Genomic DNA, 24,841 nt, shown 5'->3' on the forward strand with positions numbered 1-24,841 from the left:
CTTTGCAAATGCTCGGCAGCAGAGAGTGCAGCCAAACGTTGTTTAAGAAGTGAATTCAACAGATATCCTTCCTCAATTGAAGGCTCGTATTAAGGAGCGACAGCCATCTAACCTGCCGCTCACTGTACTTTGGAAACACGCCTGGAACAAGGTATCTCAGGCAGTAAAATGTTACTTTTGTTCCTGTTTTACTTGTTCGGCCGGCTCATCCTGATTCGCCTTTGTTTTTGGCTCTTCAAAATCAGCAGGCGTAACATCGCCCACCACATGCTCCAACTTGAGCTTATTAACGCTGCGAATGGTGGTAACAGGGCCAGAGCAGGCATACAGCAGGAAAATCAGCAGCAGCATTTCAGCCGGCCTTGCTGCTATCACCACAAAAATCAGCACCACCAATAAAATGGTGACAAAAGATACTTTGTCACGCCAGTTCACATCTTTGAACGAGTGGTAGCGGAAGTTACTGACCATCAACAGGCCAGCCAGGATAGTCATAATACCAAGCAGGTAACCAAAGCCATTGCCATCCAGCTGGTAATAAGCGCCAGTCCAAACCAAACCTGCTATCAAGGCAGCCGCGGCCGGACTTGCTAGCCCCTGAAAGAAGCGGCCATCCGTTACCGACAAATTGGCATTAAAGCGTGCCAACCGCAGCGCAGCACAAGCCACAAACAAGAAAGCCGCCAACCAGCCAAACTTACCGGTATCGGATAGCGCCCAATTGTACATCACCATGGCCGGTGCCATGCCAAAAGATAGCATATCAGCCATGCTGTCGTACTGAGCACCAAACTCACTCTGGGTGTTGGTCAGCCGTGCCACCCGGCCATCCAGACCATCAAAAATCATCGCCACAAAAATGGCGATGGCAGCTGCTTCGAAGTGGCCATTCATCGATGAGATAATGGCATAAAAGCCAGAAAATAAGCCGCCGGTGGTCAGCAGATTTGGTAGTAAATAGATACCCTTACGGGGCTGAGATTCAGTTTTCACAGGTTCAGTCATAAAATCCTGGTAGCAGAATAAACGAGAGATTGATGGCTGTTAATGTAGCACGGATCGGAAAAACGCAAAAGAAAAGCCGCTGGGGCGAGTGTCTGTTGCATAAAGTCGCAGCATTCGAACAGCTTAGGTGCCGATAATTACCTTCATAGCCCGCCCTCTACCAACGCTTTCACTTTAAAAGCCTTTTCAAAGTGGTCAAGCTCGTGTGTCTGGATCCACCAGGTAGCTGCTTCCATCAGCAGCTGTGGGTCATCATTCTTATTCGCAAAGAATGCATAAAAAAACCCCGGTATCAGAACCAGGGTTTGTGCTATCAACGATGGGGGTTTATTCCCATTCAATGGTCGCTGGTGGTTTGCCGCTGATGTCGTACACCACGCGGGAAATACCGTCGATTTCATTGATAATACGGTTGGAGACCTTACCCAGCATATCGTATGGCAGGTGGGCCCAGTGGGCGGTCATAAAGTCGATGGTTTCAACGGCCCGCAGGGAAATCACCCAGTCGTACTTACGGGCGTCACCCATCACACCGACCGAGCGTACCGGCAGGAAGACAGCAAACGCCTGGCTGACTTTGTGGTACAGATCGGCTTTGTGCAGCTCTTCGATAAAAATCGCATCGGCACGGCGCAGCAGATCGCAGTACTCTTTTTTGATTTCACCCAGCACCCGCACACCAAGGCCCGGCCCCGGGAACGGATGACGGTACAGCATGTCGTAGGGCAGTCCCAGCTCCAGGCCGATTTTGCGTACTTCGTCTTTAAACAGTTCGCGCAAAGGCTCAACCAGGCCCATTTTCATATGCTCTGGCAAGCCACCGACATTGTGGTGCGATTTAATCACATGGGCTTTACCGGTTGCCGAGCCTGCCGATTCAATCACATCCGGGTAGATAGTGCCTTGCGCCAACCAGCGGGCATTTTTCAGTTTCTGCGATTCTTCATCGAATACATCCACAAAGACCCGGCCAATGGTTTTACGCTTTTGCTCCGGATCGTTCTGACCGGCCAGTGCATCCAGGAAGCGATCTTCGGCGCTGACATGGATGATGTTCAGACCAAAGTGATTGCCAAACATATCCATCACCTGCCTGGCTTCGTTTAAACGCAGCAAGCCGTTATCAACAAAGACACAGGTCAGTTGCTCACCAATGGCACGGTGCAGCAACATGGCCGTGACAGAGCTATCCACACCACCGGACAAGCCCAGGATCACTTGATCCTCGCCGACCTGCTCACGAATGCGCAAAATAGCATCTTCGATGATCGAAGCCGGGGTCCAGAGTTTTTCGCAGCAGCAGATATCGACCACGAAATGCTCCAGCATCCGCAGGCCCTGGCGGGTATGGGTCACTTCCGGGTGGAACTGTACACCGTAGAATTGGCGCGCTTCGTCGACCATGCCGGCATGCGGGCAAGTATCGGTGCGGGCTACGGTTTCAAAACCTGGTGGGATCTCAATCACTTTATCGCCATGGCTCATCCAGACATCAACCAGTGCGGTGTTGCTGGCACTGATGTGATCTTCGATGTTGGCAAAAAGACGGTTTTTAGCAATCACTTCCACCTGGGCATAGCCAAACTCACGCATATCGGAGCAGGATACTTTGCCACCCAGTTGTTCAGCCATGGTTTGCATGCCGTAACAGATGCCAAGGATAGGCACGCCGGCTTCAAACACATACTGCGGTGCCCGGGGTGAATCGGCCGCAGCGACACTTTCCGGGCCACCGGATAAAATAATACCGGTAGGGTTGAAGTCGCGGATTTGCTCTTCAGTAACGTCCCAGGCCCAAAGCTCGCAGTAAACACCGATTTCCCGGATGCGACGGGCGATTAACTGAGTGTACTGGGAACCAAAGTCCAGGATCAGAATACGATGCAGATGAATATTTTTGCTCATAGTGACCTTATCAATAGTGATCGTTGTAAAAGCAAGCGGCTGGCTTGTTAAGCCAGCCGCTGATAAGCGCAGCCCTTACCCCATCCGGTAGTTGGGCGCTTCCTTGGTAATTTGCACATCGTGCACATGCGACTCGCCCATACCGGCGGCAGTCACTTTGACAAACTGTGGCTTGGTACGCAGCACCTCGATGGACTCACTACCCGTTAACCCCATGGCAGATCGTAGCCCACCCATTTGCTGGTGAATGATGTTCTCGATCGGGCCTTTGTAAGCCACCCGGCCTTCAATGCCTTCAGGTACCAGCTTCTCGGTATTGTCGCTGCCCTGAAAATAACGGTCGGACGAGCCATGACGCTGCGACATGGCACCCAAAGAGCCCATACCACGGTAGGATTTGTAATAACGGCCCTGATACAGCTCCACTTCGCCCGGTGACTCTTCGGTACCGGCAAACATCGAGCCCACCATCACGCAATGGGCACCAGCAACCAGCGCTTTGGCCACATCACCAGAGAAGCGAATACCACCATCGGCAATGATTTTTACCTTGGTGCCTTTGACACCTTCAACCGCATCGGCGATGGCGGTGATCTGTGGTACACCACAGCCCGTCACAATACGGGTGGTACAGATAGAGCCTGGACCAATCCCCACTTTCACCGCATTGGCACCGGCTTCCGCCAGAGCTTTGGCGCCTTCGCTGGTGGCGACGTTACCAGCCACAATTTGCAGATCCGGGTACTGAGCACGGGTTTGCTTGACCCGGTCAATCACACCCTGCGAATGACCATGGGAGGTATCAATCAGCAGAATATCAACACCAGCTTCAACCAAGGCAGCAATGCGCTCGTCGGTACCAGCGCCGACACCGACAGCAGCGCCGACCCGCAGGCGGCCCAACTCATCTTTACAGGCATTTGGCTTACTGGCAGCTTTGTAGTAATCGCGAACGGTGATCAGGCCCTTTAATTTAAAGGCATCGTCCACCACCAGCACTTTTTCAATGCGGTGCTTGTGCATCAGCTTAAAGGCTTCTTCACGTGAGGATTGCTCGTTCACCGTGACCAGCTGCTCTTTTGGTGTCATCAACTCAGAGACTTTGGTACCGGCACTGGCTTCAAAGCTCATATCACGGCCTGTGACGATACCAACCAGATTGTGGCTGGCATCCACCACCGGAAAGCCTGAGAAGCCGTGTTGCTGCGCCAGGGCCTGCACTTCACGGACTGTCATATCCGGCGATACGGTCACCGGATCGGATACCACACCACTTTCGTATTTTTTCACCCGGCGAACATGCGAGGCTTGCTCTTCAATGGTCATGTTTTTGTGGATAAAACCAAGGCCACCTTCTTGCGCCAGGGCAATTGCCAGGCGAGCTTCGGTGACGGTATCCATCGAGGCGGAGACCATCGGAATATTCAGATGAATGCTGTCGGTCAGCTGAGTGCGTAAATCGGCAGTATGGGGTAGTACGGTGGAGTGCGCCGGAACCAGTAACACGTCGTCAAAGGTAAGGGCTTCTTTCATGATCCTGAGCATCGCAACAATCTCGCTTCTTGGGAAAAACCAAAGGAATGTTGCGGCGCAATTTTAGCGCTTTTTCGCCTTCGGAACAAACGATTTTTTACTTTTGTGTTAGAGTAAGGCGCAAAGCACAAGCAACCTCTGATATCGGCATGCAAAACAAAGACATCTACACCGTTTCCCGGTTAAACAGCGAAGTTCGCATGGTGCTGGAGCAGCAATTTCAGCGCATCTGGCTGCAAGGAGAGGTGTCAAACTTTGTTGCGGCCGCCTCAGGCCACTGGTATTTTTCGCTCAAAGACAGCGGTGCTCAGGTCAAAGTCGCCATGTTTCGCCAGAGCAACCGCATGGCCAGTATTAAACCACAGAATGGCCAGCAGGTGCTGATTAAAGCCCGCATCAGTGTGTACGAGCCGCGCGGCGAATACCAGTTGTTAGCAGAATTGCTGGAAGATGCCGGCAGTGGTGCTTTGCAGCTGCAGTTTGAGCAGCTTAAAGCCCGGCTATTGGCAGAGGGCTTACTGGCCAGCGAACGCAAGCGGCCCTTGCCAGCCATGATCCAACGCTTAGGGGTAGTCACCTCCCCGACCGGCGCGGCAATCCGCGATATTCTTACGGTGCTTAAACGCCGGGCACCGGGGATACAGGTCATTATTTATCCCAGCCTGGTGCAAGGTGCCAGCGCTGCCGGACAGTTGTGCCAGGCACTGCGCCAGGCTTACCAGCGTAATGAAGTGGATGCCATTATTATTGGCCGTGGCGGTGGCTCGCTGGAAGATCTGTGGTGCTTTAACGATGAGCAACTGGCCCGGCTGATTGCAAAAAGCCCGGTGCCTATTGTTAGCGCCGTTGGTCATGAGATTGATGTCACCATCAGTGATTTTGTGGCCGATATCCGCGCTGCCACCCCATCGGCCGCCGCCGAGCTGGTTTCCAGCGATCAGTTGCATTTGCTGGAGCGGCTGCAGCGACTGCAGCGGGCTTTGGTGCAGGCGCAGCACCAGCAGCTGCAGCGTTTTTCGCCCAAAGTAGCGCAACTCACCCAGCGACTGCAGGCCAGGCACCCTTCGAGGCAACTGCAGCAGCAACAACAGCGGTTGGACGAGCTTACCACCCAACTGCAGCGCCGCCTGCAACAACGTTTGCAGCAACTGACCCTGCAGCAGGCCAGTCTAGGCCGTCAGCTCAGTGCGTTATCGCCAGCCAAAAAGCTGCAGCAGCATCAGCAGCAACTGACGCAGCAACAACGCCTGCTTGGCCGCGCCATGCAACAGCATCTGCAACAGCAGCAACAGCGCTGGCAATTGCTATTGGCCCGGCTGGATACGGTCAGTCCGCTCGCTACCCTGGCGCGGGGCTACAGCATCAGTTTTGATGAACAGCATAAAGTGCTGACGGCTAGCAGCCAGTTAGAAGAAGGCCAGCTGGTTCACACCAAACTGGCCGAAGGATCTTTTGTGGCAGCAGTGACCGCTATCGAGCGCTAATGCGCTTCGGTACTGACCAACTGACCATTGATAATGACCTGGCTGACCTGAGTGGTGTACTCAAAAGGATCGCCGGTATAGAGCACCAGATCGGCATCTTTTCCCACCGCAATAGAGCCCACCCGCTCGTCAATGCCTAAGATACGGGCAGCATCAATGGTAATCGACGCCAGTGCTACCTCATAAGGCAGACCGTAGGCGGCAGCCATAGCCGCTTCCCATAGCACCACCCGGGTTTTCGGTACATAACGCTCGTAACCACTTTGCAGCGCAAAAGGAATCCCCGCCTGGTGCAACTTTTGCGCGGTGGTGAAGCTGGCATTTTCCAGCTCACCAAACTGCCGGGCCATGGTCGGATGCAAAATCACCGGCACCTGCGCCGCTTTGATGGCATCCAGCATTAAATAAGCTTCAGCGGCACCATCCAGCACGATACGAATACCAAACTCCTCGGCAATCCGAAGGGCCGATTGCATATCCTGTTCCCGATAAGCGGTGATCAGCAAAGGTGTGCTGCCATCCAGCACGCCAACCAGGGCTTCCAGCTCCAGATCGCGACTCGGCGCTTTGCCTTCCTCCGCTTGCTGCTGCTTTTGCTGATACTCTTGCGCCTTAATCAATTGCTGTCGCAGCATGGCAATTTGCTTGGAGCGGGTGCCCGGACTGCGGTTTTCGGCGCCGAAGGCACCTGGACCAAGCTGAGCCGCAATCATCGCCAGTGGCTGCATCATGCCATCATCGACATGATTGCCGTGGCTTTTACGCACCATGGTCTGGCCGGAAATCAATGCACCCGGGCCGTGACCGGTATGAAAGGTAGTCACGCCAAGGCTGCGCACCCAGTCCACCAGACGCTCGCGGGAGTTAAAGGCATCCAGGGCGCGCAATTGCGGTTGCATGGCGGCCGAGGTTTCCAGTTGATCCTGATCGTGCGGCTGGTTTAGATAGCCGGCCAGGCCAACCACAGTACGGGCATCAATCAGGCCTGGGGTAACTACCGCCGCTTGCAATGTCTTAGCTCCGGCGGGCAAACGCAGCTGTCCCTGACGGCCAACCTGGCGTATTTTGCCATCTTCGACCACAATAACGCCTGCTTCAATCACCGGGCCGGCCTGGGTATAGATCCGCTCGGCCAGCACCACCAGCGTTTCTGCCTGAAGGTGAGCAGACAACAGGCTCAGACCCAGCAAGTAACTTGTTTTTTTCAATGCGCTTTTCATTGAGCCGCCTCCAGTTGCAGTACGTCACTGGCAACCTGATCGCGACCAGCCCCATAGCCGCCGGTGGCAAAGAGTGCCTGCTCAGGATCCGCTAAATCAAACACTTTCTCACCCTCAACCCAGGTTTGCTCCACCCGGGTATAGACACTTAATGGATCGCCGCTCAGCACAATGAAATCAGCGTCTTTGCCAACCGTCAGGCTGCCTACTCTATCTTGCAAGTCCAGCATTTTGGCGCCATTTAACGTGACTGAGCGTAGCGCTGTCTCTCTGTCCAGGCCAAATCGTACGCCCATAGCAGCAGAGCGCAGGAATAAACGCGAATCGGTAATAGGATCATCGGTATGATAGGCCAGCAAGACCCCTGCATCGGCTAATACCTTGCCGTTATCCGGCAGTAAGTTCATCACTTCCAACTTGCCGCCAGGGCTATCGATATGAATGATGGAAGCCGCTACGCCAGCTTTAGCAATCGCATCAGCAACTAAAGCGCCCTCACTGACATGATGCAACACCACCCGGAAGTTAAACTCATCCGCCAGCCGTAAAACGGTCAGTACGTCGTCGTGGCGATGGGTGTGATGGTGCACGATGCGCTCACCGGCGAACACTTCGCACAAGGCATCGTGACCGATATTACGCGGTGGCGGTGTATCGCTGTCTTTTTTATCGCAGTATTCTTTGGCCGCCACCAATTGGGCGCGCATCAAAGCCGCCGCTTTGCCCCGAGTGCCAGGAAAAGGCGAGGCGCGCAGTGGGTTGGTACCATTTGCCATTTTGATGCCCCCCGCCATCGCCCCCGACTCTGTACGAATGGCCAGGGCTTCGACAGTGCTGGCATTGCGTAATTTCAGATAGTTGGTCTGGCCGCTCAGCAGATGGCCGGAGCCCGGCATCACATTGACGGTGGTAATGCCACCGGCTTTGGCTTTCATCAAGCCGGCATGGCGACTGTTGATGGAATCGAGCGCCCGAACATCGGCCTGAATGGGTGCGCTGCTATCGGCACCGGCCACCTGACCAATATGAGAGTGGGTATCGACCAGACCGGGCATAATGACTTTGCCATCCATACGATGCACAGTGGCAGCAGCCGGGATCGGTACATTGGCACCAATGGCACGAATGCGGCCATCTTGCACCAACAAAGTGCCATTTGAAATAGCGGGACCATCGATAGGCAGTAAGGTGGCGCCAACAAAGGCTTGTGGCCCTGGTTGGGCATGCAGCGAACCGGCCAGGCAGCCAAGCAGCAGTACGACACTTTTTCGCATGAAACAGGCCTTTTATTAGTATAAGAGGGTTCAGCATAAGCAGGGAGCTGGGTGGGCACAAGCAGCATCTATCCTGAAAACGGAGCGGGGTATCGCAAAAGCAGAGCGGGCAGCACAAGCTGCCCGCTTCATGTTAGGCTTCGTAGGCAGCCGGACTGCCAAACAGCCGGCGTTTGAGCGCCCTGAAGGGACGTTTCACATCCTCCAGAATCAGGTACAGGCAAGGCACCAGCACCAGCGTAATTAAGGTGGCAAACAGCACCGCAAAGCTTAAGGATACCGCCATTGGGATCACAAACTGTGCTTGCAGGCTGGTTTCAAACATAATCGGTACCAGACCAAAAAAGGTAGTCAGTGAGGTCAACAAAATGGCGCGAAAACGCATTTTACCGGCCCGTACCACCGAGTCTGCCAGTGATAAACCTTCTCGCCTCGACTGATTGACGTAATCCGTCAGTACCAAACTGTCGTTGATCACCACCCCGGCGGCAGCAATCATGCCAAAGAAGGAAAACAGCGACAAATTCATCCCCAGCACAAAGTGCGCCAGCACGGCTCCAATCATGCCAAAAGGAATTACCGACATGACGATCAAGGGCTGGCTGTAGCTTTTCAGCGGAATGGCCAACAAAATATAGACCATCAGCAAGCCAGCAATCATATACAGGAACATCTGATCGCGCTGACGCTGTTGTTCTTCAATCTGGCCGCCCAGCTCCGTCCGTACGCCAGGGAAGCGCTCTAACAATTCTGGCATGACTTCAGAGCGAACCAGCCGCACCACCTCAGACGTAGTAACCTGGGCTTGATCAACATTGGCTGACACCCGCACCGTGCGAAAACCATTCTCACGGTTAATACGGGAAATCCCGGGTGTTTCGACCAGTTCAGCGACATCACCAAGCAACACAAAATCACCGGATGGCAAGCGAACCTTGCTGTAATCCAATGCCGCGATTTGCTCGCGTTGCAAGCGTGGGTAACGCACCATCACCCGCACTTCGTCGCCATCACGGATCATGCGCTGCGCTTCCAGGCCGTAAAAACCAGAGCCAACCTGCGCAGCTAAATCGGCCGGCGTTAAGCCCAGCTGATAGGCCACCGGCTTTAACTGCAAATTCAGTTCTTTGCCGGCAGAGTCAATGGTTGAGCTCAGATCAAACACACCTGGGATTTTAGCCAAATCGGCAATCAAAGCCAGGCCCGCCTGATTGAGCTGGTCGATGTCGCGGCCAAACAAGCGGTATTCCAAATTGTTCTGTCCGCCCATGGTCATTACATCATCCTGCACCCGAATCAACCGTACCCCAGGCAGCTCCGGCATGTTCTCGCGCCAGCGCCGCGATAAGGTAAATGCATTGAAAGGCCGCTCATCCTCAGCCACCAGAGTAACCACTACCTGACCGCTGGTTTGGCTGTTTAAAAAGGCAAACACATCACTGATTAATGGCTTACCGGTTTCTTCCCGTACCCGCTCTTCCTGCTGATAAATCATGGCTTCAATGGCCAGCAAGCTTTCCAGCGTTTGCTGCTCGGAGGCGTTTTGGTGCATTTCAAAGCGGATTTGCGGATAATCGTGTGGTACCGGCGGCATCATCACCACCCTCAGATGATTCGACGCCATCAGGGCAATACTGACCATCAATAAGGCGACAAAGGCCGCCAAAGTGGCGTAACGATGGCTGATGCAGCGCTGTAAGAAAGGCTGATAGCGTTGTTCAATAAAGTATTGGAAGCGCTGCTGGAAGCGGCTACGCCAATGCTCTTTGCCCAACGGCTTAATTTTACTGTGCGCCAAATGCGCCGGTAAAATCAGTTTGGATTCAATCAGGCTAAAGATCAGACAGAGCACCACAACGATGGAAATATTTCGAAATTCATTCGACTCCATGCCCTGTGCAAACATAAAGGGCGCAAACACTGCGATGGTGGTCAAGACACCAAAGGTCGCAGGTGTGGCTACCCGGCGGGCTCCACGTACGATGTTATCGACACTATGGCCTTTTTGCTCTGTCTCGTGATAAGCGCTCTCTCCTATCACAATGGCATCATCCACCACGATACCCAGCACCATAATAAAGGCGAACAAAGTAACAATATTGATGGTGACACCAGCGAATGGCATCAGCCAGATAGCTCCTAAAAAAGCAATCGGCAAGCCCAGCATCACCCAGAACGCCACTTTTACGCGCAAGAACAGCATCAGCATCAAAAATACCAGCACCGATCCCTGCAACAGGTTGCTCCACATCATGTTGAGACGACCATTCAGGTAATAGGTCATATCGACCAGCGCATCCAACTGATACCCTTCCGGCAATTGTGCATTTTTAAAGGCAATGTACTGATGCACACTACGAGCCACATCCGGTAAGGATTGTGAGCTGGAAGCCTCTATCTGCAAGAAGGCAGCATTACGGCCATTGCTGCGCATATAATTGACCCGCTCCTCGAAACCATCGTGGATGCTGGCAATCTCCCCCAACAACACCCGCTCGCCCTGAGGTCCCAAAATGACCGGAATACGAGCAAATTCATCCGCCCTGTAAGCACGCTGCTCTGAGCGGATGGTAATCATGCCGGACTCACTGCGAATCATACCTGCCGACAGGTTATCGGAATAATTGCGAATGGAACGGCTAACATCCTGCAAGCTCAGATTGTAACGCTGCAGCGTTTCCGGGGCGATCTCCACCGCAACTTCCCAGGCCGGCATTGAGTTGAAATTAACAAAGTTGATCTGATCCAGCAGCAACAGCTCGTTTTGGATTTCACGCCCCAGCGCTTTTAGCTCCAGTGAATCCTCACTGCCGGTCAGCACCAGCTCGACCGCCTGCTGACGCCACTCCACCTGGTAAATAGTCAGCGGTTCCATGCCGGCCGGGAAAGTACCTATGGAGTCAACCCGCAGCTTGATTTGATCCAAGCGGCTGCTGATATCTTCACCGACTTCCAACTCAACACTGATGCGCCCGGCTCCGCGCCAGGCAAAACTGCGTACCCGTTTGATCCCTTCGATATCTTGCAAGGCCTCTTCGATTTTGATCAGGATGCCTTCTTCTATTTCCTGAGGCGCTGCACCACGGAAAGTGGCGTTGATATGGACGTAGTTCACTTCCACTTGCGGAAACATCTGTCGCTGAATGCTGTTGTAGGTGACAAAGCCCATCACCAAAATAAACACCATCATCAGATTGGCGGCCACAGGGTTATTGGCAAACCAGGAAATAATGCCTCTTTTCGGGTCGATGTAATCCATGGTTTATTCCACCTTGGCCAGTTCACTGCCATTGCTGTCAGTACGCACCTGCATGCCTGGCTGTGGAAAACTAGGGGCCAATAGTACCAACTGGTCACCTGCTTGCAGCCCTTGTTCAATCAGCACGCTTTTGCCTTCCTGACGCACTACCTGCACTGGCTGGCGACGCAAGGTGTTGTCTTCGTTCAACAGCCAAACCTGCTGGTTTTGCACCGAATCCTGTGGCACTTCAAATAACGCCGGATGGGTCTGGCCAGACAGGACTACCTCAACATAGTGACCAAAACGCAGCACTGGCTGTGCCGTATTTAAGCTGTATGGATCGTCCACCTGTACCACCAGATGGCCCATACGGGTCTGGCCGTGGATGACACCAAGATCACGTACCACTTCAGCCTTACGCTGATGGCCATCGAACTGCACCTGAGCAGGAATACCAGCCACCGGCTGAGGTAAAAAGCGGGCATCAAAGCCTGCTACCGGCAAATGAATTTCGGCCTGCTCTACGCTGTAAATTTCACCCAAGGCCGTGGCGGCAGAGACCACTTGACCAAGACCAACATTGCGGCTCACCACCAGCGCATCGTAAGGGGCTAGGATCTGAGTACGCTCTAGATCGCGCTTGGCCTTTTGCAAAGCTGCCTGAGCCGACTTTACACCAGCCTCAGCACTGTGTAACTGCGGCTTGCGCAAACCCAAAGCGGATACCTCGCCAGGCGATAAATGGCGAAGCTCCTGCTCCGCTACCCGTGCCAGGGCTTTTTCCTGCTCCAGTGCTGCATATGCAGCCGCTACACCCGCCTCAGCCGACAATACCGCAGCCTGATAGTCCGCATCATCCAACTGCGCCATCACTTCCCCCTTGGCAATGACGCCACCGGCAACAAAGTTGGGATGGATAGCAATAATGCGGCCAGACACTTCAGGCGTTAAGCGGGTTTTTTCTTTCGGTTGCACTTCACCAAACACCCGCACTTCAAAGCGGTGAGCTCTTGGTTGCAGTGTTTGGGTACTAACCAATGGGGCTAGAGCCCGATCGGCATCGGCCTCAACAGATTTTGGGGCAGTACTGACAATGGCCACCACCAGCACGATGCCAAGCAGCAACACCCCAACAGCAATAGCAACTTTGGTCCATAAGCTCATCATAGCTTCCTTTATACGAGCAAAAATTACCCTATAAAGTAGCAGATAGCCGGGCTTGGTGATAATGAAGAAGTGTTAACTTTTATGAAGGCTGAAACACTTTGTTGCAACTGCCAGAGTTGCAACAAAGTTTATTGACGGAACTATCAGCTTTTTTTCAGTTTCTGACGTGCTTTGAGTAAGCGTTCGAGCTTGTATTGTTGGTTCGGGGTCATACTCACCCGCTTTTTCTCCGTTGCAAAGGGGTTTTCACCTTCACGGAACTCAATGCGAATGGGCGTGCCCATAATCTGCAGCGCTTTACGGTAGTAGTTCATCAGATAACGCTTGTACGAATCGGGTAAGGCACTAACCTGATTACCATGGATCACCACGATCGGAGGGTTGTAGCCACCGGCATGAGCATACTTCAGTTTAACTCGGCGGCCATTAACCAACGGTGGCTGATGATCATCCTGGGCCATTTTCATAATCTGGGTCAGGATAGAGGTATTGATGCGCCTGGTGGCAGATTGATAGGCTTCTTCCACCGACTCGAATAAATTACCCACCCCGGAGCCATGCAAAGCGGAAATAAAATGCAAACGGGCAAAATCAATAAAACCTAAGCGTCGATCCAGCTCTCGTTTGACTTCATCTTTGACGCCTTCGTTTAAACCATCCCACTTGTTGACCGCAATCACCAGCGAGCGCCCAGCATTCAGCGCAAAGCCAAGCAAGCTAAGATCCTGATCAGAAATACCCTGGCGGGCATCCAGCACCAACAACACTACGTTGGCCTCTTCGATGGCCTGCAGCGTTTTAATGACGGAGAACTTTTCCACTTTGTCGTCAATTTTACCACGCCGACGCACCCCAGCCGTATCGATCAGAATGTAATCGCGCTCATTGCGCTGCATCGGAATATAGATGGAGTCTCGGGTAGTTCCTGGCATATCGAAAACCACTACCCGCTCCTCGCCCAGAATGCGATTGGTCAGGGTCGACTTACCGACATTGGGCCGGCCAATAATGGCTAGCTTGATCGGCTTATCCTCCAATGCCACGTCTTCATCAGATAGCCCCTCAGCTTCAGACTCCAAGGTATCAGCCGACGTCGTTTCATCCGGATCTTCAGCATCAGGCAATGAGAGCAAAGGCCGCAAGGCTTCATTTAACAATACCGATAAGCCGCGACCATGCGCAGCAGCTATCGGCCAAACCTGGCCCAGGCCCAGGCTGTAAAACTCAGCGATGGCACTATCGGCATCCAGGCCATCGGTTTTATTGGCTACCAGAAACACCTGCTTCTCGGCCTTGCGTAAATAATCCGCAATGCCAATATCACCTGCGGTTAAGCCAGCCCTTGCATCCAACATAAAGAGTACAATATCGGCTTCGTCAATCGCCCGCAGCGATTGATCGGCCATTTCCACTTCGATGCCTTCGGCATCGCCATCGATACCGCCAGTATCCACCACAATGAAGGATAACTCTTCGAACTCGACAGAACCGTATTTTCGGTCCCTGGTCAAGCCAGGAAAGTCAGCGACCAGCGCATCCCGCGTACGGGTCAAACGATTGAACAGGGTCGATTTACCAACATTGGCACGACCAACCAGAGCGACAACCGGTAACATGAGCTCACCTCAAAATAAAAAATAACAGGCTCACAGGAGCCTGTTATAGCTTAACGCATAAATTTGGTTTAGACCTGCTTTAAGGCTGGCGTAATACCACCAGCTCACCATTACGGCTTTGCAACACCAGGTATTCGCCATTGGTTACCGGCGCAACATACATGCCTGAACGGTGGAATTGGTGGCGTGCTACCATATCGCCACTGCGGCGATCCAGCCAATGCAGATGACCTTTGCTGTCGCCAAACACCAGATAGTCACCAAAAACCGTAGGAGGGGTCAGGAAGTGACGCTCCAGTGCAGTTTGAGACCACAGCTCCTGACCATTACGGCGATCAAGCGCATGCACCCGGCCAACCGAATCAACGATGTAGAGTACGGTATCCGCCAGTGCCATATTGCGAAAGCTGGCATAATCACGCTTCCACAGCGTACGGCCTGAATTAAGCTCCAGCGCAACTAACTCACCATTATAGGCAATGGCATAAACCGTATTACCCACTACCAAGGGGCGGGCATCCACATCCACCAACCGCGCCAGATCAGTCGCACCTTGTGGCGTAGCAATCACTTCCTCCCAGGCCGGTAAGCCATGCTCTGAAATCAAAACACCCACTTTTCCTGAGCCAGAGCCAAAGACTACTCCACCTGGTACTATGGAGGGCTCAGCTACACCACGAATGGTCAGTGCCGGCAGTTCCTGTTCATAGGCCCAGCGCTGGCTTCCATCGGCTGGGTTCAACGCGACAATAAAACCCGAACCGGTATTTACAACAATCATGCCATCGCCTGCAGCCGGAGCAGCCAGGACTTCGCCCGGTACTTTACTGGTCCAGCGCCGATCACCAGTGGCCGGGTCCAGTGCAATCACCTCGCCATTCTCGGTACCAAACAGCAGATGGCCAAATCCATGTGATAATCCACCGGAAACACGGGCTGTGGTATTGGATCGATTACTCAGTAAACGCCAAAAACCAATCACGCTGTCACGACGGGTATCGTAAGTCCAGACACGCTTGCCACTATCCAGCTCAAAAGCACTGATAAGACCGGTCCGGCTGGCAGCATAGAGCTTACCATCCAGAATCAGTGGTCGCAGACTGGAGTCAAAGTGTTGCACGCCATCAGCTGCAGTGTGATCCCAAGCCAGCACCGGCTCGAACTGGTTGTTTACACTTGGCAGTACCAGTTTTTCTTTCTTGGATGAACAACCACCCAATAACATCAAAACCAGAGCGCTTGCTACTATAGTTCGCATCGACATCAAATTCACAGCATACCCTCTGTCTGAACATGAGCCAGCTCGTCGAGTTTAATTTTCAACAACTGATTGGCTTCTGCACCTTCACTCGCTTTTGCCAACATGTAAGCTTGCTTCGCTGCATCGGCATTGCCTTGTGCCAGATGGATATCACCTTTAAGCTCTTGTTGTTGCAGCTTAAAACTGACTGGCATGTTGCCCTGTAATAACGCCAGTGCCTGGCTGTATTGCTGTTGTTGCAAATGAACCCGAGCCAGCCGTAAGCGTGCAATGGCATCAATCACAGGGTCCTTGGTATTGGCAATAACCCAACCTAGCTGCTGCTCAGCCAGGCTGTAGTCGCCAGCCAGGACTGCATCACGCGCTTTGAGCATGGCAGCAAAAGTGGCGTAAGCGGTTTTGCTATTACTTTCAATGTAACGTTCCGCATCCTGAACCCAGTCAGCAGATTGCTGTTCCTGTGCCTGTAGAAGTCGCTCAAAGCCCGTCGAGGCCTGTTCCGCTTGTGCCAATTGATGACTTTGATAATAACGGAAGCCGTACAAGCCACCTAAGCCCAGGATAGTCCCTGCAACGATGGTGATGCCATACTCTTTCCAGAAGCGCTTAATGGCTTCTAACTGTTGTTCTTCACTGCTGTAAACGTCCATAACTGCTCCGTTATTCTTTCGCTAATTCGTTTTGCAAAAAACTGACCAGGCCGGTCAGCGCAATACGTTGCTGCGGCTGATCTTTTCGCAGCCACTTAATGGTGATGCTATCCGATGCCAGCTCATCACTGCCCAGCACTAAAGCCAGCTCGGCGCCGGATTTATCGGCTTTTTTAAATTGTTTTTTCATGGCGCCACCGCCGCAATGCTGCATCAGCCGCTGCTGCGGAAAAGCCTGGCGTAGCTGTTCGGCAACCGGAATCAATGCAAGTTCCGCATCCAGGCCGGAGGCCATCAAATACCAGTCGGCCTGAGCCTGCTCTGCTGGTGCTAACTCCAGTGTTTGCAGCAACAGAATTAACCGTTCCATACCAAGTGCAAAGCCCACTGCAGGACAAGGCTTACCACCCAACTGTTCCACCAGACCATCGTAACGACCACCGGCACAAACCGTACCCTGAGCCCCTAAACTCTCGGTGACCCATTCAAACACAGTTTTGTTGTAATAATCCAGCCCCCGTACCAGACGAGGGTTGACCACAAACTCAATACCTGCTGCCGTAAGGCGCTGTTGCAGCTCAGCAAAGTGCTCGGCAGACTCGGTATCCAGATAATCCGCCAACCTGGGTGCCTTGCTTAACACGTCAGCCAGGGCCGGGTTTTTACTGTCTAAAATACGCAGAGGGTTGCTATGCAACCGCCGCTTGCTGTCTTCATCCAACAGCTCATGATGATCCGATAAATAGGCCACCAAAGCCGCCCGATACTGCTGGCGTGCTTCCGGGCTACCTAAGGTATTTAGCTCCAGCCGCACATGGCGACTTAAACCAAGTTGCTGCCATAAATGGGCGCTCAGGCGAATCACTTCAGCATCAATATCGCTGCTGGCGATACCAAAAGCTTCCAAACCAAACTGATGAAACTGACGATAGCGGCCTTTTTGCGGACGCTCATGCCGGAACATGGGCCCCATGTACCACAGACGCTGCTCCTGATTATAAAGCAAGCCATGCTCATTGCCCGCTCGAACACAGCAGGCTGTTCCTTCCGGTCTAAGGGTCAGGCTATCGCCATTGCGATCGCTAAAGGTGTACATTTCCTTTTCGACAATGTCGGTCACTTCGCCAATCGAGCGCTTGAACAGCTCCGTCATTTCGACGATCGGAAAGCGTATTTCCTGGTAGCCGTAGCTTGCTACCGTTTGCCGCAGTTGTTGCTCGACATATTGCCAGAGCCCACTGTCCTTAGGCAGACAATCATTCATGCCACGAATGGCCTGTACTTGTTTTGACACCTTATTCTACTCGGCTTTGCTAAAAAATAGACGGGATTATAGGAGCTTCAGTGGCAAACACCAAGCTTTCCCGTAGCTTTCTTACTGATCCAGCTGGGTAACGGCAATCTGTTGCTGTTTGCGTTTCAGATAATCACGCACCTGCTGTTCCAGCTGTTCAGCGATCTGGTTATTATCCAGCCGCAACTTTTGCCGCTCACCATTGATGTAAAAACCACTCATCCGGTTGGCACCTGCTACAGCCAGATCAGAGACCAGGGCTTCACCAGGACCGTTCACCACGCAACCGATGACCGAGACAGTAAGCGGCTCAACTACGTCTTCTAAACGCTGCTCCAGAGAATTCATGGTTTTGATCACATCAAACTCTTGGCGCGAACAGCTTGGACAGGCGATGAAATTTATACCACGCGAGCGGATACGCAGCGATTTTAAGATATCGAAGCCAACTTTCACTTCTTCAACCGGATCCGCCGCTAATGATACCCGCAGCGTATCGCCAATACCTTCAGCCAACAGCATGCCCAAACCAATCGCCGACTTCACGGCGCCGGCACGGGCACCGCCAGCTTCGGTGATGCCCAGATGCAAGGGTTGCTTAATCTGCTTCGCCAGTAAACGATAAGCCCCCACCGCCAGGAATACGTCCGACGCTTTGACACTGACTTTAAACTGTTCGAAATTAAGCCGGTCGAGGATATCCACATGACGCATGGCTGACTCAACCAAGGCTTCTGCGGTTGGCTCCCCATATTTTTGCTGAATATCGGCCTCCAGTGATCCGCCATTGACGCCAATGCGGATAGGGATCTGATAATCACGGGCACAATCGACCACAGAACGGATTCGATCTTCCCTGCCAATATTGCCGGGGTTTATCCGCAAGCAATCCACACCGTATTCAGCTACTTTAAGGGCGATTCGGTAATCAAAATGGATATCGGCAATCAGTGGCACTGGCGATTGCTGCTTGATCAGCCGAAAGGCTTCAGCCGCATCCATAGTAGGTACCGACACCCGAACCATATCAGCACCGGCAGCAGCGATGGCCTTAATTTGAGCAACAGTCGCATCGACATCGGTCGTTTTGGTATTGGTCATGGATTGCACACTGATCGGGGCATCGCCACCAACCGGCACAGTGCCGACCATAATCTGGGTGCTCTTACGTCGTTTAATGGGGTTATCAGCAAACATAGCTTAGTCTTGTAACGGAACGGAAAATTTAGCGACCCGACCAGAGCGGAAACCAGACATATCGACCGGTTCTGCATCCAGTTCAATCTCAACCACCGAAGGGTTGCCCAGGGTCACAGTAAAAGGGGCCCGGCCTTGCACCTGCAGCTGATAACCAGCGCGCTTGGTACCGAAGGCAACTCTGGAGCCATCAGCATCCACCACATCAATCCAGCAATCATCGGCAAAGCGCATACTCAACTGCTGGCTTGAGGCAATGGGCGCGTCTGCCAGTAAAGCGACACTGGACTGGGTTGATTCATTCTCAAAAATGGTCGGCCCGGTTTGCTCTACGAGTGAAGTGGGTAACTCGGGTAGCACAGTATGCAACTCTGGATCGGATTGGCTGTCTGCTGCGAGCATAGTCAGCGGCTCTGGTTCAACTGAATTCACTATTTCGTGCGGTGCACCAGCATTTTCGCTCTCTGCAGCAGGGGTTTCACCGGTCAACCAATGCGTTTGCCACCACCAAAGTAACAACAAGCCAAGCAGAACGGCCCCAACCAGGTAGGTTAACAGCATAAAGCGGCTCTCGGTCGCCTCTTTTTCCGTACGGTTGGAAAAGCTATGCATCGCACGGGGTTCTATGGCCTGATTACCATGGTGGCGCTCGTAGGCAGCCAAGACCTGTCGTTCGGAAATCTTCAGCAAGCGGGCGTAAGAGCGCAGATAACCGCGAATAAAGGTCGGCAGTACACTTTCTTCGTACTGATCGGTCTCCATGTTCTCAATCAGGGATAGGCGTAAGTTTAGCTGGCTAGCGACTTCTTTTTGCGACCATTGCTTGTGCTCACGGGCAGCCTTTAATAGCTCGCCTGCACTTTGATTTGTTGTTTCTGTTGGCGTTTTATCAGTCGTCATGGGATACATCAGCCGGGTCTTTCAGGTAAATACGTTGCCCTATGTACACTCTGCTGCGCTCGGTCAGATTGTTCCAGTACAGCAGACGGGCAAGACGAACATTGTAGCGCATAGAAATATTAAACAGCGTGTCACCCTCAGCCACCACATGAATATCCGGTCGATCCACAGCAACCACGGCCTGAACCTGCGATTGTTCAGGCGGCTCAGCTAACCATAAGCGCTGACCAGCCCTAATCGTTGCGCCAGGCGATAATTGATTCCATTGCTGCAGTCGCTCTAGGCGAATGTTGTAACGCATCGAAATGGCAAAGAGTGACTCACCTTGCTGGACGATATGGGAGGCCACTTCATCGAACTCAACAGCTGCGGTTGCAAATGAGCTATCTTCAGATAGTGTTCCGGATTCAAACGGCTCAGTAACCTCTTGCTCAATACCCGGGGTATGGACCGATGCCAGGGCTGAGAGTTCAGTTTCCATCATGGGTTCGGCTATATTTTCTGTCACTCCATGCTCTGTCATTTGAGTACGTTGCGACTCAGCCTGCCAGCTTGGCTCAACAACCTGGGTGATATCAAGAGCAAGTTCAGGCAGAGCAAGACGCTCCAGTTCAAACGCAGTTGTTGCAGGATCCGCAGACTCCGACTTTGGTTCAGGCATGACCCAGGAAGGTGCCGCCAGCACTACCTGATTTAATGATACGTCGGCAATGGGGCTGGCTTCGGCAACAGCTTCCGTTGCTTCAACCACTGGCTCAGGAGTTGGCTCGGATACTGTGGGAACAACATTTGGCCTGGAGCGAGTCAGCGACTGAGATTGGCGTGCAACTTCAGGCTCAGCGCGAGGCTCTGAGCGGCGCACGATACGGATTTGGGGTTGCTCTACCTCGGCTACAGGCTGTGCTGCTGGTGTAGGCAGCTCCAAATTGGAAATTAAATACTGTTTATAGCGCTCGCGCAGTTGCTCGTACTCGCTATCCTGCAACCGGCCCTGACGCATCAGGCGGGCGGCTTCGCTATCCGGATAAACCTGCAATAACAGCTCTTGGGAATTTCGTTGCGTTTCGCTATCCAGCTCTTTATCGGCAATCAGGTAACTCAGTAAAGAAGTACTGGCGGAGACATGGCCCAGACGCTGGATACGGGTGAGATGTTGGCGAGCTCGTTGATGATTGCCCATGGCATAATCAAGGCCAGCCAGATTTAACAGACTGCTAATGCGGTTGCCGCTGTGCAGCACAGCAGACTCCAAATAATGCTGTGCACGGCTAAAGTTATTTTGTTGCAACTGACATAAAGCCAGGTTCTCGTAACTTTCCGACACCCGCATATAGCCTGGTCGCCGAATCGCATTTAGCAGCAAAACTTCAGCCTCATGGTATTTGCCTTGCTGACAAAGGAAAGCACCATAATTATTGTAGGTATCGGGATTATCGGCATCACGGGCCAATGCTTGCCTGTAAGCCGCTTCCGCTTGCTCTGGCTCATTCACGCTCTGATAGTAATAAGCCAGCGCATTGTAAACCTCGGGTAGCTGAGGTGCCAATGCCCTGGCACGCTCCAGATTGAAAATTGCCTGAGCATTTTCACCACGCTGCAGATAGTTCAGCCCCAGTGACATCCGTGTTCGGGCAGCTTCCGTGTTATCCACCTGCCGCTGCTGTACTGGTCGTTCAGAGCCCACATAAGTACTTTCAGACACGCAGGCTGACAATACCAATGCACTCATCACAACCAAGCTAACCGACAGTTTTTGCATAACTTTTGCCCTGGCTCCCACCCTTAGGATGTCATTCTGACTGAAATTGCCTGACCTTTCATTTGTTTTTTTAATAAACGTTTGGTTCTATCGACCACATCCCCGACAAGCTGACCGCAGGCGGCATCAATGTCATCACCACGTGTCTTACGTACCATGACGGTAAAGCCATGTTGTTGCAAGACTTTATTAAAACGATCAATGCGCGAGTTGCTTGAGCGGGCATAAGGAGAGCCTGGATAAGGATTAAACGGAATCAGATTGATCTTAGCTGGTGTATCGCGCAGTGCATGCGCCAGCTCATGAGCTTGCTCCATACTGTCGTTAATACCTTCCAGCATAACGTATTCCACCGTCACTTTATCATTGGCCTTTGACCACTCAACATAACGACGGGATGATGCCAGAAAGTCCTCCATGGGATATTTTTTATTCACAGGCACCAGCTCATTACGCAGCTCGTTATTTGGTGCATGTAAGGAAATAGCTAATGCTACATCGATCTTACCCAACATGGCGTCAAGTGCCGGCACTACCCCAGACGTACTTAAAGTGACACGGCGCTTGGACAGACCAAAACCATAGTCTTCCATCATCAGTTCCATCGCCGGAATCACATTATTCATGTTCAACAAGGGTTCACCCATGCCCATCATCACCACATTGGTGACCGGCTTTTCCCCAGTATCACCATAACTACCAATCAGCTGACCCACCCGCCAGACCTGACCAATAATTTCAGCTACCGTCAGATTGCGATTAAAGCCTTGTTGGGCTGTCGAGCAAAATGAACAGTCTAAGGCACAACCAACTTGCGATGACACACACAGAGTACGACGATCTTTTTCCGGGATCCAAACGGTTTCAACTTCCTGGCCACCATCCAGGCGCATGACAAACTTAATAGTGCCATCTTTGCTATCCTGGCGGCTCGCCACTTCAGGAGCACGGATCTCGGAACACTGCTTGAGTTTTTCCCGCAGCACTTTATTGACGTTGGTCATTTTGTCAAAATCATCAACACAGTAATGATAGATCCATTTCATCACCTGATCGGCTCGAAATGGTTTCTCACCGAGATCAGCAAAAAACGACTTCATTTGCTCTCGCGTTAGATTCAGCAAATTTGTTTTTGCGATGGATGTTGTCATGCTATCTGTTCCTGTCTCATCATTGCCGTGGTAGCCGCACCAAAGACGCAACAAGGGGGCTATGCCCCCTTGAATCAATACCGCTGTTGGCGATTAACGGGTACGTGGGCAAATTTCCGCATCGGTGAAGAAGTAAGCGATTTCACGGGCTGCAGACTCAACGGCATCTGAACCATGCACCGCATTTTCATCAATGCTATCGGCATAATCAGCACGTAAAGTACCTGCCAGAGCATCTTTCGGGTTGGTTGCACCCATGATTTCACGGTTTTTACGTACTGCATCTTCACCTTCCAGCACCTGCACCATGACAGGACCTGAGGTCATGAAAGCAACTAAGGCGCCAAAGAAAGGACGCTCTTTGTGCTCAGCATAGAAGCCCTCGGCCTGCTCTTTGCTCAAGTGTAGCATTTTTGACGCCACAATACGCAGACCTGCCGCTTCAAAGCGCTGGTAGATGGCACCGATCAGGTTTTTGGCAACAGCATCCGGCTTAACAATAGAAAAAGTACGTTCTAAAGCCATGAAAGGACTCCTTGAATGATTGGGTTAAATTTTATAGGCGCGAAATTATACGTGATCCAGGCAAAAAAACCTATTTTCTGCAGCAAACTTTTTCAGGTAAAAAAAAGCTTCCGATCATGGAAGCTTTTCTACTAGGCTATGGCTTCGTCAGAAAGTGGCCACTACCTTGATACTATCATCGACATCGCTTGCCGAAATATACCCTATAGCTGACGGATCTGCCGCAACAGCTGCTTTCATCGCTGCTGCATTAGGGTGCTCGGCCGGAGGAGTACCTTTCCCGGTAAACACCAATCTGGACCAATACGCTTTTAACTGTGCCGAGCTGCGATTCAGCACCTGGGTATCGAAATGCTCGCGGGCAGGCACACCTTCTGCCAGGTTCAAAGGGGTTGCCCGACTGCCGTCGCTAAAGCTATTTCCTCTTCCTAAAAACAACCGATTCAGTTCTGACTGATCGACACTGGCATTGTTACCTGGATGCACAATGATCGCAATTTCAGCAACTAACGAACCACTTAGCAGTAGCAACGCAGCAAGCATGGCTTTTACATAACTCATAGCACCTCCTTAAAAGACCAGGTCAACACCGAAGGAAATCGATTTACTGTCACCAGCCACTTCCCAACCGGGTACACCTTTATCCTTAACGTCGTCGTATTGAATCTTAAAAGCGGCATTCGAATGAAAATCCCAACGCAAACCAAGGCTGGTTGTACTGTGCTTTTCATTCTCACTATCAAAGTCAGCATAGGATACATAAGGCGTAAAAGCCTGGATTCGATAACCGGCAGAGACCATATAGGTATCAAACTTACCGCCATCAAGATCCAAGCGGTTCAACTCTGATAACAACAACCAGTCACCAAAATCCATATTGACTGAAATGCCGGCAAATTTGCCCCGTCGGGTCAGAGAGTCCCCCCAGGTCACCCGCTCAACCACACCACCGACTGTGCGATAACGCTCGTTTATGTAGGTCATGTAGGTAAGGCGAATATCCAGCCAGTCTTTATTCAGATTGATCACCCCCCCTATGATATCTTTCCAAATCTCACGAATTGGATTGGACCCGAAAAACTGTGACAACAGTTTATTTTCCTGATCATCCTCGCGGCCGGTATAAATATTACCGCTAATATCCCAGTCACCAACAAAGTAGTTAAACTGAGCATTGATACCGGTGTAATTAAAGATTTGCCAAGTGTAATTATCTGCCGGTGGCCGGATCCATAAATAGGCATAGCCCACATCAAAAAAGTCTGAGTAGTAATACAATGGTAAACGCTTTTTGCCCGCCTGTAGCGTCCAGTTCTCATTTAAATCGTAGGACAAATAGGCCCATTCAAAGCGGGCATCAAAGTCATCTGCTCCTCTTGCGACCACTTGAGCCGTGGCAGACAAACCATCCATCAGATTTGCCCTAAACTGCAAACCAAATCGAGTATCCGGTTTGAAAGTCCAATCCTTTTCATAGACACCAACCAATGGATAATTAGCCAAAAAAGTTGGTGGTAAATCAAAAGCTTCAACCCCACTGCCACTGAGCACCCGACCGCCAATAACGGATGCATAGCCTGAGATATCTATATTGGCATGGGCCAATGGCTGCATCAGCAGCAAACCCGTCGCCGTTGCTATCAAGGTTTTCTTCATCAT

Annotated in this window: 19 protein-coding genes and 1 pseudogene; 1 reads left to right on the forward strand and 19 read right to left on the reverse strand. The window is 52.0% G+C overall.

Annotated features, from left to right (window positions below; translation table 11 throughout):
• Positions 1-171: 171 nt before the first annotated feature.
• The 4 genes and pseudogenes from pssA to guaB form a co-directional block, all read right to left on the reverse strand.
• Positions 172-1,005, reverse strand: a complete 834-nt coding sequence (gene pssA / locus JJU14_RS09375) for a CDP-diacylglycerol--serine O-phosphatidyltransferase (RefSeq protein ID WP_228612871.1) — start codon at positions 1,003-1,005, stop codon at positions 172-174.
• A 143-nt stretch (positions 1,006-1,148) separates the two neighbouring features.
• Positions 1,149-1,286 (reverse strand): annotated as a pseudogene (locus JJU14_RS09380) (DUF6500 family protein); the annotation flags it as partial.
• Between the two features lie 46 nt (positions 1,287-1,332).
• Positions 1,333-2,910, reverse strand: a complete 1,578-nt coding sequence (gene guaA / locus JJU14_RS09385; protein WP_228612873.1) for a glutamine-hydrolyzing GMP synthase — start codon at positions 2,908-2,910, stop codon at positions 1,333-1,335.
• 75 nt (positions 2,911-2,985) lie between these two features.
• Entirely contained in the window at positions 2,986-4,455 is a 1,470-nt protein-coding gene (gene guaB / locus JJU14_RS09390) for an IMP dehydrogenase (RefSeq protein ID WP_228612875.1), read from the reverse strand.
• A gap of 137 nt (positions 4,456-4,592) precedes the next feature.
• Between guaB and xseA the strand changes: the two genes are divergently transcribed.
• Positions 4,593-5,927 (forward strand): exodeoxyribonuclease VII large subunit, encoded by a 1,335-nt coding sequence (xseA, locus tag JJU14_RS09395; protein WP_228612877.1) that lies wholly within the window; start codon positions 4,593-4,595, stop codon positions 5,925-5,927.
• On the opposite strand, the gene JJU14_RS09400 is transcribed toward xseA, so the two are convergent.
• The 15 genes from JJU14_RS09400 to JJU14_RS09470 all read right to left on the reverse strand — a co-directional run bounded on the left by JJU14_RS09400 (position 5,924) and on the right by JJU14_RS09470 (position 24,838).
• Positions 5,924-7,147, reverse strand: coding sequence for an amidohydrolase family protein (locus tag JJU14_RS09400; protein WP_228612879.1), 1,224 nt, complete (start codon positions 7,145-7,147; stop codon positions 5,924-5,926). The two genes, xseA and JJU14_RS09400, sit on opposite strands and share 4 nt — an antisense overlap.
• Positions 7,144-8,421 carry an amidohydrolase family protein gene (locus tag JJU14_RS09405; RefSeq protein WP_228612881.1) on the reverse strand — a complete coding sequence of 426 codons (1,278 nt, stop codon included), beginning with the start codon at positions 8,419-8,421 and terminating at the stop codon, positions 7,144-7,146. The genes JJU14_RS09400 and JJU14_RS09405 overlap by 4 nt, the downstream gene beginning before the upstream one ends.
• Positions 8,422-8,554: 133 nt before the next feature.
• Positions 8,555-11,680, reverse strand: coding sequence for an efflux RND transporter permease subunit (locus JJU14_RS09410; RefSeq protein ID WP_228612883.1), 3,126 nt, complete (start codon positions 11,678-11,680; stop codon positions 8,555-8,557).
• 3 nt (positions 11,681-11,683) lie between these two features.
• Positions 11,684-12,826 (reverse strand): efflux RND transporter periplasmic adaptor subunit, encoded by a 1,143-nt coding sequence (locus tag JJU14_RS09415; RefSeq protein WP_228612885.1) that lies wholly within the window; start codon positions 12,824-12,826, stop codon positions 11,684-11,686.
• A gap of 146 nt (positions 12,827-12,972) precedes the next feature.
• Positions 12,973-14,445, reverse strand: coding sequence for a ribosome biogenesis GTPase Der (gene der, locus JJU14_RS09420; RefSeq protein ID WP_228612887.1), 1,473 nt, complete (start codon positions 14,443-14,445; stop codon positions 12,973-12,975).
• Between the two features lie 79 nt (positions 14,446-14,524).
• A complete protein-coding gene (bamB, locus tag JJU14_RS09425; RefSeq protein WP_228612889.1) occupies positions 14,525-15,709 on the reverse strand; it encodes an outer membrane protein assembly factor BamB in 1,185 nt (394 codons plus the stop codon).
• 5 nt (positions 15,710-15,714) lie between these two features.
• The gene (locus tag JJU14_RS09430; protein ID WP_228612891.1) at positions 15,715-16,356 is read right to left on the reverse strand and encodes a tetratricopeptide repeat protein; all 642 of its coding nucleotides are present in this window, start codon (positions 16,354-16,356) and stop codon (positions 15,715-15,717) included.
• A gap of 10 nt (positions 16,357-16,366) precedes the next feature.
• The gene (gene hisS / locus JJU14_RS09435; RefSeq protein ID WP_228612893.1) at positions 16,367-17,650 is read right to left on the reverse strand and encodes a histidine--tRNA ligase; all 1,284 of its coding nucleotides are present in this window, start codon (positions 17,648-17,650) and stop codon (positions 16,367-16,369) included.
• An 81-nt stretch (positions 17,651-17,731) separates the two neighbouring features.
• On the reverse strand, positions 17,732-18,847 hold the full coding sequence (gene ispG, locus JJU14_RS09440) for a flavodoxin-dependent (E)-4-hydroxy-3-methylbut-2-enyl-diphosphate synthase (protein WP_228612895.1): 1,116 nt from the start codon (positions 18,845-18,847) through the stop codon (positions 17,732-17,734).
• 3 nt (positions 18,848-18,850) lie between these two features.
• Positions 18,851-19,747 carry a RodZ domain-containing protein gene (locus tag JJU14_RS09445; RefSeq protein WP_228612897.1) on the reverse strand — a complete coding sequence of 299 codons (897 nt, stop codon included), beginning with the start codon at positions 19,745-19,747 and terminating at the stop codon, positions 18,851-18,853.
• Positions 19,737-21,506, reverse strand: a complete 1,770-nt coding sequence (pilW, locus tag JJU14_RS09450) for a type IV pilus biogenesis/stability protein PilW (protein ID WP_228612899.1) — start codon at positions 21,504-21,506, stop codon at positions 19,737-19,739. The genes JJU14_RS09445 and pilW overlap by 11 nt, the downstream gene beginning before the upstream one ends.
• Positions 21,507-21,529: 23 nt before the next feature.
• Positions 21,530-22,657: a bifunctional tRNA (adenosine(37)-C2)-methyltransferase TrmG/ribosomal RNA large subunit methyltransferase RlmN gene (locus tag JJU14_RS09455; protein ID WP_091337887.1), complete on the reverse strand. Its 1,128-nt coding sequence runs from the start codon at positions 22,655-22,657 to the stop codon at positions 21,530-21,532.
• A gap of 93 nt (positions 22,658-22,750) precedes the next feature.
• Entirely contained in the window at positions 22,751-23,182 is a 432-nt protein-coding gene (ndk, locus tag JJU14_RS09460) for a nucleoside-diphosphate kinase (protein WP_228612902.1), read from the reverse strand.
• 147 nt (positions 23,183-23,329) lie between these two features.
• The gene (locus JJU14_RS09465) at positions 23,330-23,743 is read right to left on the reverse strand and encodes a phosphate ABC transporter substrate-binding protein (RefSeq protein ID WP_228612904.1); all 414 of its coding nucleotides are present in this window, start codon (positions 23,741-23,743) and stop codon (positions 23,330-23,332) included.
• Between the two features lie 9 nt (positions 23,744-23,752).
• Positions 23,753-24,838 carry an OprO/OprP family phosphate-selective porin gene (locus JJU14_RS09470; protein WP_228612906.1) on the reverse strand — a complete coding sequence of 362 codons (1,086 nt, stop codon included), beginning with the start codon at positions 24,836-24,838 and terminating at the stop codon, positions 23,753-23,755.
• Positions 24,839-24,841 lie beyond the last annotated feature (3 nt).

The sequence above is a fragment of the Alkalimonas sp. genome, assembly GCF_020831925.1.
Lineage (GTDB): Bacteria > Pseudomonadota > Gammaproteobacteria > Enterobacterales > Alteromonadaceae > Alkalimonas.